Here is a 12,954-nt window from a genome sequence, read left to right on the forward strand (position 1 = left end):
CCCCGAGGGAGGAGCAGCCCGTGAAGCGAGAGGCCATCCACACCGAGCACGCGCCGAAGGCCATCGGGACCTACTCGCAGGCGGTGCGCGCCGGCGCCACCGTCTATCTGTCGGGGCAGATCCCGCTGGACCCGGCCACCATGCAGCTCGTCGACGACGGCATCGAGGCCCAGGTGCGCCGCGTCTTCGAGAACCTGCGCGCGGTCGCCCGCGCCGCCGGCGGCGACCTCGCCGACATCGTCAAGCTCACGGTCTACCTGCCCGACCTCGGCCACTTCCCGGTGGTCAACGAGATCATGGCCCAGTACTTCGAACCCCCCTACCCCGCGCGCGCCGCGGTGGGGGTGGCCGCGCTGCCCATGGGGGCGGCGGTGGAGATGGACGCGATCCTGGTCCTGCCCGAGGCGCCCGGCTGAGGCTCAGGCGCGGCCGCGGCTCGCGCCGCGGAAGACGCCGCCGGCGACGAGGTGCGCCACCCGCAGCGGCTCGGGCACGCGCCCCTCGAGCTGCAGAGCGCGCACCAGCGCCTCAGCCTCGTGGCGGCCGATCCCCGCGCGCTGGACGTGGACCCCGGCGAGGGGCTCCATGGGCCCGGCGCGCACGATCCGCGCCCACTTGTCCTCGCCCCCCGGGACCGCCGCCAGCGCGGCCCGGATGCGGCCCAGATCCGGCGCCCGCCGCGCCACCGCCAGCACCGCCAGGCCCGTCGCCCGGGCCAGCTCCGGGAGGTCCACCACGTTGAAGCCGGCGAAGGCGATCCCCTGCAGCAGCACCGCCTGCAGGTGGCCGCGGAAGCGCCCGCCCACGAGGCGCGCCAGGACCTCGGTGGCATCGTCGCCGTCGCGCGCGACGTCGCCGCGCACCACGCCCACCAGGCGGCGGCCGCTGTAGAGCACGCCCACCACCGGCACCGCCGCGGCGCCCCGGCGCGGGAAGGGGGCGTCGTCGAAGCCGACGACGTGGCTCGGCACCTTCACGGGTAGAGGAGCAGCCGCCGCCAGCCTCCGCCCTCGAGGCGATAGCACTCGCGCTCGTTGAGCCGGGCCGGGTCGCCGCGCCAGAACTCGATCCGCTCGGGCACGATGCGCAGGCCCGACCAGAAGGGCGGCCGCGGCACCGGCCCCTCGCCGAAGCGCGCCGCCATCGCCTCCAGGCGCGCCTCCAGCGTGGCGCGGTCCGGCAGCGGCTCGGACTGGCGCGAGGCCCAGGCGCCGAGCTGCCGCGCCCGCGGGCGGCTCGCCCAGTAGGCATCCGCCTCGGCCTCGGACACCCGCTCCACGCGCCCGGCCACGCGCGCCTGCTCCCATAGCGGATCCCAGTAGAAACAGGCCTCCGCCCACGGGCGCGCCGCGAGGTGACGCGCCTTGGGGCTGCCGAGGTTGGTGAAGAAGCGGATCCCGTCGCGCCCCACGCCCTTGGCCAGCACCACCCGCACCGAGGGCCGGCCCTCGGCGTCGGCGGTCGCCAGCGCCATCGCCTCCGGCTGCACCATCCCGGCCGCCCGCGCGCGCTCGATGGCCGCCGCAAGCCGCGCCAGGGCCTCGTCCAGCAGATCCGCGCTCATCCCCCCTCCTCGCCGTAGCCCACGAGCTCCACGTAGCCGCGACCCCGCAGCGGCCGCCCCCCCCGCCGCCCCGTCACCGTCACCGCCCCCTCCCAGTAGCGCACCGAGAGATCCAGCTCCTGATCGGCGAGGAGCGGCTCGAGCACGAGCTCCAGCCCCTCCGCGGGCAGGGCCAGCGTCCATCCCGAAGGGTAGCGCACCCCCGTGCGGGGGCTGCGCCAGGTGCCGCGGACGCGCAGCCGCACGTCCTGCGCCGCGAGGGGCCGCACCCGCCCATCGGGCCCGACGCGGGTCCCGGCGCTCGCCGGGTCCGTGCCCCCGTCGCGCCGGCGCAGCCGGTAGTACATGAGCTCCCCCTCGCCCTCGAGCTGGAGCGCGAACCAGTCCCAGCCGGCCTGCCCGGGGCCGAGGGCACCGGAGCCCCACTCCCGGTCCATCCACGCCGTGCCGCGCACCGTCCGCGCCCCCGCCGGGGTGCGCACGCGCCCCTCGGCGGCGAGCCGCGTGTAGCCGTAGTAGATGCTCGCCTGCCCGGCCCCCGGCCCCTTGCGGCTGTAGCCCGCCCGGCCGTGGAGCACCCGCGGCCGCAGCGGCCGCAGCGCCAGGGCGAGCCCCCACGGGCCGTCGGCGGCGCCGATGCGCAGCACCCGGTCGGGGTCGCCCTCCATCCACCACGGCCCGACCCAGACCCGGCGCGGGCTCGCCCCGGCCAGCCCGGCCGCCGGGCGCGCGAGCCGCTCGGCGGCGTGGAAGCGCCCGCCGCCGGCGTCCGTGAGCGCGAAGTGCGCCATGTAGGCCTGGGCCGCGCGCCATCCCGCCGCCGCCCCGTCCGGCCGCAGGCCGAAGCGGAAGAAGGTGAGCTGGAAGCCGTAGCGGCCGCCGGCGTCGTCGGCGAGGTGGCCGGTGAGGTACCACCATTCGTGGCGATAGGCGGGGTGGGGGCCGTGGTCGCGGGGGAAGGCCAGCGCCACCGGCCCCGTGACCTGGGCCCAGCCCGGCGCATCCGGCGCGGCGAGGAGCCGGTCCAGCCGCAGCGGCGGCCCCGGCGGCGCAGGGCCCGCCCCGCAGCCGGCAAGGAGCAGGAGCATCGCCGCCGCCGCCGCCCGCATCCTCACTCCTCGCGCAGGGCCCGGGCGGGCCGGGCGCGGGCCATGCGCCAGGCGGGCCAGAGCGCCGCCCCCACCGCCGCCGCCAGGGCCAGCGCCACCGCGCCGACGGCAAGGCGCCCGTCCACCCGCCAGGCCAGGCTCCAGCCGAAGGCGCGGGGGTTGACCACATCCACCAGCATCGCCGCCAGCGCAAGCCCCGCGGGCCAGGCCAGCACCCCGCAGGCGCCGCCCAGCACCGCCGCCTGGCCGAGGGCGAGACCGGCCACCCCCGCGGGGGTCGCCCCCACCGCCCGCAGCACCGCCGCCTCGCGCGTGCGCTCGAGCTGCAGCGCCATGAGCGCACCCAGCATCCCGCCGAAGGCCACCACCGCGGCGAGCAGCTGCAGCACCCGCGTCACCGTGAAGGTGCGGTCGAACACCGCCAGCGAGGCGGCAAGAAGCTCCCGCCCCGAGCGCACCGCGAGGGCCTGCCCGGTGGCCGCGCGCAGGCGCGCCGCCACCGCCGCCGGGTCCGCCCCGGGGCGGAGGAAGAGCGCCACCGAGGTCACCGCCTCGTCGCCCCAGTGGCGGCGGTAGACGGGCAGGGCCATGAGCACGGTGCCGCGGTCCGAGGCGTAGTCGGCGTAGACCCCGGCCACCGCGAAGGCGCGGACACCGGCCGCGGTCAGGAGGGGCAGGGCGTCGCCCGGCCCGAGGCGGAGCCGCCGCGCGAGCGGCTCCGAGACCAGCACCGCCCCCGCGTCGAAGGCCGCCCACGGCGCCGCCCCCTGCGCCAGCAGCCGGTAGCCCGCCCGTGCCGCGGGCGGCAGGGCCACCGCCGCAAGCCGCAGCCGCCCGCGCTCGGAGGGCACCTCCACGCCGCGATAGAGCCCGACCGCGGCCACCGCCGGATCGACCCGCGCCGCCGCCGGGACCCGCCGGTCCAGGGTGCCGCCGGGGCCCGCCGCCGAGACGTAGAGGTCGGCCCGCAGCCGCTGGCCGAGCCAGTCGGCGACGGTGGCGCGGAAGCTGTCGATCATGATCCCCATGCCCACCGCGGTGGCGGCGGCGAGGGTCAGCGCCGAGGCCGCAGGGCCGGTGCGGCTGAGGGCCCGGCCCGCCCCCCGTACCGCCATCGCCGCCAGCACGCCGCCCCGCGCGGCCAGCGGCGCGAGGAGGGCGGTGAGGGCGAGGACCCCCGCGGGGGCGAGGAGGGCGAGCGCCGCGAGCAGGGCCGCAAGCGCCGCGAAGGCGGCACCGAGCCCGGGCCCCACCGCCGGCACCAGCACCGCCGCCGCCGCGAGGACGAGCCCGGGGACGACGGCCGCCCGCAGCCGCCGCCGTGCCCCCGCCTCCAGGGTCGCCCGCCGCAGCACCGCCACCACCGGTGTCCGCGCCGCCTCCCAGGCCGGCACGGCCCCGGCGGCGAGGCTCGCCGCCGCCCCCAGGGCGAGGCCGGCGAGGTAGGGGCCGGCGCCGGGTGCCGCGCCGCGCACCGTCACCGTGAGGTAGAGGTCGTCCACCGTGCGCAGCACCAGCCCCATGAGGCCGCGGCCGAGGACGGCGCCGAGGCCGAGCCCGAGGAGGCTGCCGCACAGCCCCAGCAGCGCCGCCTCGGCGAGCAGCAGCCCCGCCACCGTCGCCGCGGGGGCGCCGCTCGCGCGCAGCATGCCCACCAGGGCCCGCCGCTGCACGAAGGCGAAGCGCAGGGTGCTGTGCACCAGGAAGCCCCCCACCGCGAGCGCGAGCAGCGACAGCGCCTGCAGGTTGAGGCGGAAGGCACGCGTGAGCTCGGCGAGGAAGCGCCGCGTCTCCCCCGCCTCGGCGAGACGGTAGCCCGGCGGCAGCCACCGCGCCAGCGCCGCCGCCTGCCCGGCGTCGAGGACGAGGTCGATACCGCTCAACCGCCCCTCGAGGCCCAGCGCCTCCTGGGCGGTGGCGAGGTCGGCGAGGAGCAGCCCCTCGGCGCCCTGCCGCGCCACCGCGTCCCGGGCCTCGAGCCGGGCGGCGAGGGTCAGGGTCAGCGCGCGCCCGCCGGCGCGCACCGTGCGCCGCGCCCCCGGCCGCCAGCCCAGGGCCTCGGCGGTGGCCGCCGTCGCCGCCACCGCCCCGGGGGCGAGCAGGGCGGCGCCGTCGAAGGCGAGGCCGCGCCCGGCCGGATGGCGCCGCAGCGCCGCCTCCGCCACCGGGTCGAGCCCCACCAGGCGCAGCGCCCGCCCGTCGGCCTCCACCACCCCCTCCACCACCGGCGCCGCCGCCACCCCCTCCAGGGCGAGGGCGGCGAGCAGCGCCTCGGGCACCCCCCGGGCCCCCCCCTCGATGCGGTGCGTCACCCGCCCCGTCACCGCCTCGGAGGCGGCCTCGAGGGCGCGCAGGGCGCCGGCGTTGGCCACCCTCACCGCCACCACCACGGCCACCCCCACCGCCACCCCGAGCAGCGCCAGCACGAGCTGGCCGCGGTGGCGCAGGAGGTGGCGGGCCAGCGCGGCGGCGGCAAGCCTCATGGCGCCTCCACCAGGCGCCCGCCGCGCAGGGCCAGGACCCGTCCGGCGCGGGCGGCGGCCTCGGCGCTGTGGGTCACCAGTACCAGCGCCGCCCCGTGCTCGCGCACCGCGGCCTCGAGCAGGTCCAGCACCCCGGCCGCGGCCGCCGGATCCAGGTTCCCGGTGGGCTCGTCGGCGAGCACCACCGCCGGGTGCGGCGCCAGCGCCCGCGCGATGGCGACCCGCTGCTGCTCGCCCCCGGAGAGCTGCTCGGGGAAATCGCCGGCGCGCGCGGCCAGGCCCACCGCGGCGAGGAGCGCGCGGGCGCGGCGTCGCGCCCGCCCGGCATCGACCCCGTCGAGCTCCAGCGGCAGGCGCACGTTCTCCTCCACGGTGAGGGTGGGCAGGAGGTGGAAGAACTGGTGCACGAAGCCCACGTGACGCCGGCGCAGCCGGCTGCGCGCGGCCTCCCCGAGGCCGGCGAGATCCTGCCCCAGCAGGCGCACGGTGCCGCCGTCGGGCGTCTCCAGACCGGCGAGCAGGTGCAGCAGGGTCGACTTGCCCGAGCCGCTCGGGCCGGTCACCGCCACCGTCTCGCCGGGCTCGAGACGCAGCGAGACCCGGTCGAGGACCGTGCGCAGGGCGCCGGCGTCGGGGTAGCGCTTGACCAGCCCCTCGGCCTCGAGCGCGGCTTGCCTGCTCCCTGCGGCCATCGCCCCATCCTAACAGGAGGCGCCGCGCCGCCGGCGGCGCCCCGCAATCTTGACATCTCCGCTCAGAAATCCCATGCTACCCGTCAATTCCACGTTCCAGGAACGGAGACTCCCCATGCGCATCACCACCAAGGGCCGCTACGCCGTCACCGCGATGCTGGACCTCGCCGTCCACGAGGACCACGGCCCCGTGCCCCTGGCCGAGATCTCCGAGGCCCAGGGCATCTCGCTGTCCTACCTCGAGCAGCTCTTCGCCAAGCTGCGCCGGCGCGGCCTCGTGCGCGGCACCCGCGGCCCCCACGGCGGCTACCGTCTGGCGCGGCCGGCCGACGAGATCAGCATCGCCGAGATCATCACCGCCGTGGACGAGAAGCTCGACGCCACCCGCTGCGAGCAGCGCGGCGACTGCCGCGGCGGCGAGCGCTGCCTGACCCACGAGCTGTGGATGGAACTGAGCGAGCGCATCCACGACTTCCTCGACGGCATCACCCTGGCCGAGCTGGTGCGCCGCCCGGCGGTGCGCGAGCGCGCCGCCGCCCTGGACCTGCGCGGCGGCCGGCGCCGCTCGGCCGCCTGAGCCGCAGGCCCCACAGGGAGGAGGCACCATGGCCTTCGTCGTGCTGGAGAACTGCATCCGCTGCAAGTACACCGACTGCGTGGACGTCTGCCCCGTGGACTGCTTCCACGAGGGCCCCAACATGCTCGTCATCGACCCCGAGGAGTGCATCGACTGCGCCCTCTGCGAGCCCGAGTGCCCGGCCGAGGCCATCGTGCCGGAGGACGAGGTGCCCGAGGACCAGAAGGAATTCATCCAGCTCAACGCCGAGCTCGCCAAGGTCTGGCCGGTGCTCTCCGAGAAGAAGGACCCCCTGCCCGACGCCGACGAGTGGAACGGCGTCGCCGGCAAGCGCCAGTACCTGGAGCGCTGAGGCGCCCGCCGCCCGGGGTTGACGCCCCGGCGGGCGCCGACTACCCCTTCCTGAAGGGCCATCGGGACGCCCCGCCCTGCGGCGGGGCGCGGGAAGGAGGTGCGCATGCCGGGCTACACCACCGCGGAGATCCACAACCTCGCCCTCCTGGGCCACGCCGGGGCGGGCAAGACCCTGCTCGCCGAGGCGCTGCTGCACGCGGCCGGGGCGATCCCGGCGATGGGCAGCATCGAGCGCGGCACCACCGTGTGCGACTTCGAGCCCGAGGAGCAGGCCCACGGGCACTCCCTCAGCCCGGCGGTGGCCTCCTGCGACTGGAAGGGCCGCCACGTCAACCTCGTGGACACGCCGGGCTACCCCGACTTCCTGCCGCGCGCCTACGCCGTGCTGCCGGCGGTGGAGACGGCGGTGGTGGTGGTGGATGCCGAGCGCGGCATCGAGCTCGGCACCCGCCGGGCGATGGAGAAGGCGGCGGAGCTGGCGTTGCCGCGGGTGCTGGTGGTCAACCGCATCGACCAGGCGGGGCCGGAGGCGCTCGCCGCCCTCGTCGAGGCCCTGCGCGAGGCCTTCGGCCGCGAGGTGCTGCCCATCAACCTGCCCGCGCGCGACGGCGGCGTCGTCGACTGCTTCTTCTCCCCCGGCGGCGAGGCCGCTTTCCACTCGGTGGAGGCCGCCCACACCGAGATCGTGGACCAGGTGGTGGAGATGGACGAGGATCTCATGGCCCTCTACCTGGAGCAGGGCGAGGTCCGTCCGGAGCAGCTCCACGAGCCGTTCGAGGCGGCCCTGCGCGAGGGCCACCTGATCCCGCTCCTGTTCACCAGCGCCGCCACCGGCGCCGGCATCCGCGAGCTGCTCGACGCCATCGTGGAGCTCTTCCCCAATCCGCTCGAGGGCAACCCGCGGCCCTTCCGCCGCGGCGCGGCCCCGTTCCACGCCAGCCACGACCCGGACGACCACGTCCTCGCCCACGTCTTCCGCGTCACCACCGACCCCTTCGTCGGCCGCCTCGGCATCTTCCGCATCCACCAGGGCACCGTGCGCCCGGACAGCCAGCTCTACGTCGACGACGGGCGCAAGCCGTTCCGCGTCGGCCACCTCCTGCGCATCCAGGGCAAGACGCAGACCGAGGTGGATGCGGGCATCCCGGGCGACCTCTGCGCCCTGGCCAAGATCGAGGAGCTCCACTACAACGCGGTCCTGCACGACGCCCCCGAGGACGGCGGCGTGTGCATGGTGCCGGTGGCCCTGCCCGAGCCCATGCAGGGCCTCGCCGTGGAGCCGGCCAAGAAGGGCGACGACGAGAAACTCACGCGGGCGCTTGCGGCGCTTGCCGCCGAGGACCCCTCCTTCCGCTACGAGCGTTCGCCCTCGACCCACGAGACCATCATCCGCGGCATCGGCGAGCTGCACCTGCGCGTGATCCTCGAGCGCATGCGCAGCCGCCACCACCTGGAGGTGGAGACGCGCCCGCCGCGCATCGCCTACCGCGAGACCGTGCGTGCCGCCGCCGAGGGCCATCACCGCCACAAGAAGCAGACCGGCGGCGCGGGCCAGTTCGGCGAGGTCTTCCTGCGCATCGAGCCGCTGGAGCGCGGGGCCGGCTTCGAGTTCGTCAACCAGGTGGTGGGCGGCGCCATCCCGTCGCAGTTCATCCCCGCGGTGGAGAAGGGCGTGCGCCAGGCCATGGAGGAGGGCGCCCTCGCCGGCTACCCGATCCAGGACGTGCGCGTCATCGTCCACGACGGCAAGCACCACCCCGTCGATTCCAAGGAGGTGGCCTTCGTCACCGCCGGCAAGAAGGCCTTCCTCGACGCCTTCGCCAAGGCCCGCCCGGTGCTGCTGGAACCGCTGGTGGAGGTGGAGGTGACCGCCCCCGAGGCCCACGTGGGCGACATCACCGGCAACCTCTCGGGGCGGCGCGGGCGGATCCAGGGCACCGAGAGCCTCCCCGGGGGGCTCGTGGTGGTGCGTGCCGAGGCACCCCTGGCGGAGATGGCCGACTACGCCTCCTGGCTCAAGAGCGCCACCGGCGGCCACGGCAGCTACACCATGAGCTTCAGCCGCTACGAGCCCGCCCCGCCCGAGGTGCAGAAGGCGGTGGTGGCCGAGCGCCGGGCGGCGGAGACCGCCTGAGGCGGCGTCACCGCCCCCGGCGCAGGCGCGCCGGCACCTCGGCCGCGGACCAGGGCGGACCCCAGAGCGGGCCGCTCGCGGCCGCGCAGCCGGCCTCGGCGAGCCGGCGGCAGGCGGCCTCGTCGCCGACGCCGCACCCGTAGAGGGGCAGACCCAGGGCCGCGGCCACGGCCGCCGCCGAACGCAGCCCGGCCTCGCTCGGGCGCGGATGCAGGCGCAGGCCGGCGAGGCCCGCCGCCGCCAGGGCCTCGAGGGCCACCGCCTCGGCGCCGAGGCCGTCGCCCACCACCGCAAGCCCCCGCGGCAGCCGCGCCGCGGCGGCGAGTTCCGCAAGCCGCAGCATCGCCTCCAGCCGTGCAGGCCCCAACGCCCCGCGCGGGGCGAGCCCGCCCAGCACCCGCGGCCCGACGGCCAGGCTCACCACCGGCACGTCCCCGCCCCACCGCCCCTGCGCCGCCCGCACCGCCGCCGCCACCGCCTCGTCCAGCGCCTCGCCGAGCCCCGTCCGCTCCGCCGCGAGGCGCAGCGCCTCGTCCTCGAGCGGGCCGTCGGGTCCGCGCCACGAGGGCACCGCCTCCAGCGCCGCCACCACACCGTCGGCGAGCCGCACCCGCGGCCGGAAGGCCACCTCGGGCCCACCCGCGGCGAGCGCCGCCGACAGCGCCGCCGCGATCCGCTCCCGCGCCTGCGCCTCCGCCGCCACGGCGCCGTCGTAGAAGCGCAGGCACCCACCCCCGGCGGCCTTCGCCCGGTACATGGCGGCATCGGCGCAGCGCAGCAGGGTCTCGCCCCCGGGGGCATCGTCGGGGTAGAAGGCCGCCCCCAGGCTCGCCCCCACCCGCACCTCGCGCCCCGCCACCGTCCACGGCCGCGCCAGCGCCCTCAGGATCTCGCGCCCGGCCCGCACCGCCGCCCCGACGCTGTCGGCCTCCTCCAGGATCAGGGCGAACTCGTCGCCGCCGATGCGCGCCACCGTGTCCTCGCCGCGCACCGCGCCCTGCAGGCGCGCCGCGGCCTCGCGCAGGACCTCGTCGCCGGCGGCGTGGCCGAGGCGGTCGTTGACCTCCTTGAAGCCGTCGAGGTCGACGTAGAGGAGGGCGAAGCGGCGGCCGCCGCGGCGGGCCCGGCGCTCGGCCTGCGCCAGCCGGTCGTGGAGGACGATGCGGTTGGGCAGCCCCGTGAGCCCGTCGCGGTAGGCGAGGCGGCGAAGCCGCGCCTCGGCCGCCTTGAGCGGCCCGATCTCGGTGAAGACCGCGACGTAGTGGGTGGTGCGGCCGTCCCCGTCCCGGATCGCGGTGATGGTGAGCCACTGCGGGTACACCTCCCCGTCCTTGCGCCGGTTCCAGACCTCGCCCTCCCAGCGCCCCCGCTCCCGAAGCGCCTGCCACATGGCGTCGTAGAAGGCGCGGTCGTGGCGGCCCGAGCGCAGGATGCGCGGCGTGCGCCCGAGGGCCTCCGCGGGCGTGTAGCCGGTGACGCGGGTGAAGGCGGGGTTGACGCGGACGATCACCCCGCGGGCGTCGGTGACCAGGATGCCGTCGCCTGCGGCCTCGAACACCGCCGCCGCCTGCCGCAGCGCCGCATCCTCCGACGTCCCGTCCACGAGGTCCGCAGGCCTCCTCACGCGGCCTCCGCCATACTTGACAGCGTAGCACGGGATTGGGCGCCGTCCGCGCCCCTGGTATCCTTGCCGGCCGTGGACACCGCCGCCCTCGCCCGCATCCTCGCCCGGCTGCTCGAGACGCAGCGCTGGGGCGTCCTCGCCACGCGCGGGCCGTGGGCGGCCCACGTCGCCTTCGCCCCCTGGCGGGGCGGGCTGCTCCTGCACCTGAGCACCCTCGCCGCCCACACCCGCCACCTCCTCGCCGATCCCGCCGCCGCGCTGGCCGTGGGCGAGGCCGACGACGGCCGCACCGATCCCCAGACCCTGGCGCGGGCGACCCTGCGCGGGCGCGTCGCGCCGGTGGAGGCGGCGGCGCGCGCGGCCGCCGGGCAGGCCTACCTGGCGCGCTTCCCCGCCGCCGCGCCGCGCTTCGCCTTCACCGACTTCGCCCTCTACCGCCTCGAGGCGGAGGAGGCGCGGGTGGTGGCCGGGCTCGGCGCCGCGGGCAGCCTCCGCGGCGAGGTCCTGCGCCGGGCCCTGGCGCCGTGACCGCGGGGGCCCGCGCCGCCCTCGCCCTCGCCGCCCTCGGCGGGGCCTGCGCCGTGCTCGCCGGGGCCTTCGCCGCCCACCTCGCCTCGGCCGATGCCGCCGCGCTCCTGGAGAAGGGGGCGCGCTACCAGCTCGCCCACGCCCTGGCGGCGATGGCCGTGCTCGCCCTCCCGCTGCCGCGGGCGGCGGCCCTCGCGGGGCTCCTCGCCGCAGCGGGCAGCCTCTTCGCCGGCAGTCTCTACACCCTCGCCCTCGGTGCGCCGGCGGCGCTGGGCTGGGTGACGCCGGTGGGCGGGACGGCGATGGTGGCGGGCTGGCTGCTGGTGGCGGCCGCGGCGCTGCGGCGCTGAGGGGGCGGCGCCGCCCTCAGGGCGCAGGGCCGCGGGCCACCGCACGTGCGGGATCGCGGATCCACTCGCTCCACGAGCCCGGGTAGAGGCGCGCCCCGGCGAGCCCCGCCAGCTCCATCGCCAGCAGGTTGTGGCAGGCGGTGACCCCGGAGCCGCAGTAGTGGACCACCCGCTGCGGGGCGGCGCCGAGGGCGGCGAAGCGCCGGGCGAGGGCGGCGGGGGGCAGGAAGCGGCCCGCCCGGTCCAGGTTGCCGGTGAAGGGCAGGTTCACCGCCCCCGGGATGTGCCCGGCCACGGGGTCGATGGGCTCCTCCTCGCCCCGGTAGCGCTCCGGGGCGCGGGCGTCCACGAGGCACCAGCCGCCGGCGCGGACGGCCTCCGCGTCCACGGTGGGCATGCCTCCGGGGCGCCCCTCGAAGCGGCACGGCCGCACCGCGCCGCGGTCGCGGGCAAGGCCCCCGCCGGCGGCCAGCCAGGCCGCCAGACCGCCGTCCAGGACCGCGACCCGGCGGTGGCCGAGCCAGCGCAGCAGCCACCACAGCCTCGCCGCGAAGGCGCCGCCGGCGTCGTCGTAGGCCACCACCGTGGTCCCGGGGCCGATCCCCCACGCACCGAGCCGGGCCATGAGCGGCCCCGGCGCCGGCAGCGGATGGCGCCCGCTCGCCGCGGTGACCGGCCCCGAGAGGTCGCGCTCGAGATGGGCGTAGACCGCGCCCGGGATGTGGCCCTCGCGCCACGCCGCTTCGCCGGCCTCCGGGGCGTCGAGGCGGAAGCGGCAGTCCACCACCACCCAGCCCGGATCGCCGAGGCGGGCGGCGAGGGTGGCGGCGTCCGTCAGCGGCCGCATGCGGGCAGGCTCCACAGCGGCAGCACCTGCCGGCGCAGCGCCCGCTCGGCGCGGCGCCAGCGCGGCTCGTGCCGCGCCACCTCGGCCCAGAAGGCGTCGGAGTGGTCCAGGTGGCGCAGGTGCGCCAGCTCGTGGACGATGAGGTAGCGCACGAGCCAGCGCGGCAGCAGGAGCAGGTTGCGGTTGAGGCTCACCGTGCCCGCCGCCGAGCAGCTCCCCCAGCGCGTGCGCTGGGCGCGCACCGTGACCCGGGCCGGGCGAAGCCCCGTCCGTTCCGCCTGCGCCGCCACCAGGGCGGGCAGCAGGGCGCGCGCCCGCTCCCCGAGCCAGGCCTGCAGCCAGCGCGCCGGCCGCCGCGCCGCCTCGCCGCCGAGGCGCAGGGTGCGCGCGCCCGCCTCCTCCCGGAGCCCGGGCGGAGCGGCGGGGTCGCAGACCACCCGCCAGGCCTCGCCCGCCGCGCGCAGGGCCACGAGCCGCGGCGCGAGCCCGAGCCGGGGATGGGCGCGCCGGGCCCGGGCCGGCGCCCGGCGGGCCTCGATCCAGCCGCGGTGGCTGCGCACCAGCTCCGCCGCCAGGCGCGCCGGCGCCCCCCGCGGCAGCACCACCTCCACCTCGCCGCCCGGGTCCACGGTGAGGCGGGCGCGGCGCGCGCGCCCGCTGACGCGGATCCGGTACGGAGGCAGGACGTCCAC

At 78.1% G+C, this 12,954-nt stretch carries 14 protein-coding genes; 6 read left to right on the forward strand and 8 right to left on the reverse strand.

Translation table 11 applies throughout. The features are described from left to right. Positions 1-20: 20 nt before the first annotated feature. A complete protein-coding gene (locus EDC57_RS00175) occupies positions 21-416 on the forward strand; it encodes a RidA family protein (protein WP_123399069.1) in 396 nt (131 codons plus the stop codon). Between the two features lie 3 nt (positions 417-419). On the opposite strand, the gene EDC57_RS00180 is transcribed toward EDC57_RS00175, so the two are convergent. The 5 genes from EDC57_RS00180 to EDC57_RS00200 are packed head-to-tail and all read right to left on the reverse strand — an operon-like array spanning position 420 to position 5,848. Continuing rightward, a complete protein-coding gene (locus EDC57_RS00180; protein WP_211331842.1) occupies positions 420-977 on the reverse strand; it encodes an endonuclease dU in 558 nt (185 codons plus the stop codon). After that, entirely contained in the window at positions 974-1,564 is a 591-nt protein-coding gene (pdxH, locus tag EDC57_RS00185; RefSeq protein ID WP_123399071.1) for a pyridoxamine 5'-phosphate oxidase, read from the reverse strand. The genes EDC57_RS00180 and pdxH overlap by 4 nt, the downstream gene beginning before the upstream one ends. After that, a complete protein-coding gene (locus EDC57_RS00190) occupies positions 1,561-2,673 on the reverse strand; it encodes a lipocalin-like domain-containing protein (RefSeq protein ID WP_123399073.1) in 1,113 nt (370 codons plus the stop codon). The genes pdxH and EDC57_RS00190 overlap by 4 nt, the downstream gene beginning before the upstream one ends. 2 nt (positions 2,674-2,675) lie before the next feature. Next, positions 2,676-5,156: an ABC transporter permease gene (locus tag EDC57_RS00195; protein WP_123399075.1), complete on the reverse strand. Its 2,481-nt coding sequence runs from the start codon at positions 5,154-5,156 to the stop codon at positions 2,676-2,678. Next, positions 5,153-5,848, reverse strand: coding sequence for an ABC transporter ATP-binding protein (locus tag EDC57_RS00200; protein WP_123399077.1), 696 nt, complete (start codon positions 5,846-5,848; stop codon positions 5,153-5,155). The genes EDC57_RS00195 and EDC57_RS00200 overlap by 4 nt, the downstream gene beginning before the upstream one ends. A 115-nt stretch (positions 5,849-5,963) precedes the next feature. On the opposite strand from EDC57_RS00200, the gene EDC57_RS00205 reads away from it, so the two are divergent. The 3 genes from EDC57_RS00205 to fusA all read left to right on the forward strand — a co-directional run bounded on the left by EDC57_RS00205 (position 5,964) and on the right by fusA (position 8,913). After that, positions 5,964-6,425 (forward strand): Fe-S cluster assembly transcription factor, encoded by a 462-nt coding sequence (locus tag EDC57_RS00205; RefSeq protein ID WP_123399079.1) that lies wholly within the window; start codon positions 5,964-5,966, stop codon positions 6,423-6,425. 28 nt (positions 6,426-6,453) lie between these two features. After that, entirely contained in the window at positions 6,454-6,777 is a 324-nt protein-coding gene (gene fdxA, locus EDC57_RS00210) for a ferredoxin FdxA (RefSeq protein ID WP_123399081.1), read from the forward strand. Between the two features lie 105 nt (positions 6,778-6,882). Continuing rightward, positions 6,883-8,913 (forward strand): elongation factor G, encoded by a 2,031-nt coding sequence (fusA, locus tag EDC57_RS00215; protein WP_123399084.1) that lies wholly within the window; start codon positions 6,883-6,885, stop codon positions 8,911-8,913. A gap of 7 nt (positions 8,914-8,920) precedes the next feature. On the opposite strand, the gene EDC57_RS00220 is transcribed toward fusA, so the two are convergent. Then, positions 8,921-10,537, reverse strand: coding sequence for a diguanylate cyclase domain-containing protein (locus EDC57_RS00220; RefSeq protein ID WP_170164987.1), 1,617 nt, complete (start codon positions 10,535-10,537; stop codon positions 8,921-8,923). Positions 10,538-10,609: 72 nt separating this feature from the next. Between EDC57_RS00220 and EDC57_RS00225 the strand changes: the two genes are divergently transcribed. Continuing rightward, positions 10,610-11,065 carry a pyridoxamine 5'-phosphate oxidase family protein gene (locus EDC57_RS00225; protein ID WP_170164988.1) on the forward strand — a complete coding sequence of 152 codons (456 nt, stop codon included), beginning with the start codon at positions 10,610-10,612 and terminating at the stop codon, positions 11,063-11,065. Next, a complete protein-coding gene (locus EDC57_RS00230; protein WP_123399087.1) occupies positions 11,062-11,415 on the forward strand; it encodes a DUF423 domain-containing protein in 354 nt (117 codons plus the stop codon). The genes EDC57_RS00225 and EDC57_RS00230 overlap by 4 nt, the downstream gene beginning before the upstream one ends. A gap of 16 nt (positions 11,416-11,431) precedes the next feature. On the opposite strand, the gene EDC57_RS00235 is transcribed toward EDC57_RS00230, so the two are convergent. Together EDC57_RS00235 and EDC57_RS00240 are read right to left on the reverse strand one after the other, a co-directional pair. After that, positions 11,432-12,262 carry a sulfurtransferase gene (locus EDC57_RS00235; protein WP_123399089.1) on the reverse strand — a complete coding sequence of 277 codons (831 nt, stop codon included), beginning with the start codon at positions 12,260-12,262 and terminating at the stop codon, positions 11,432-11,434. After that, complete coding sequence (locus EDC57_RS00240; RefSeq protein WP_123399091.1) at positions 12,250-12,954, reverse strand: M48 family metallopeptidase; 705 nt, start codon at positions 12,952-12,954, stop codon at positions 12,250-12,252. Before EDC57_RS00240 ends, EDC57_RS00235 begins: the two co-directional genes overlap by 13 nt.

It is taken from the genome of Inmirania thermothiophila (genome assembly GCF_003751635.1).
In the GTDB taxonomy this organism is placed as follows: Bacteria; Pseudomonadota; Gammaproteobacteria; order DSM-100275; family DSM-100275; genus Inmirania; species Inmirania thermothiophila.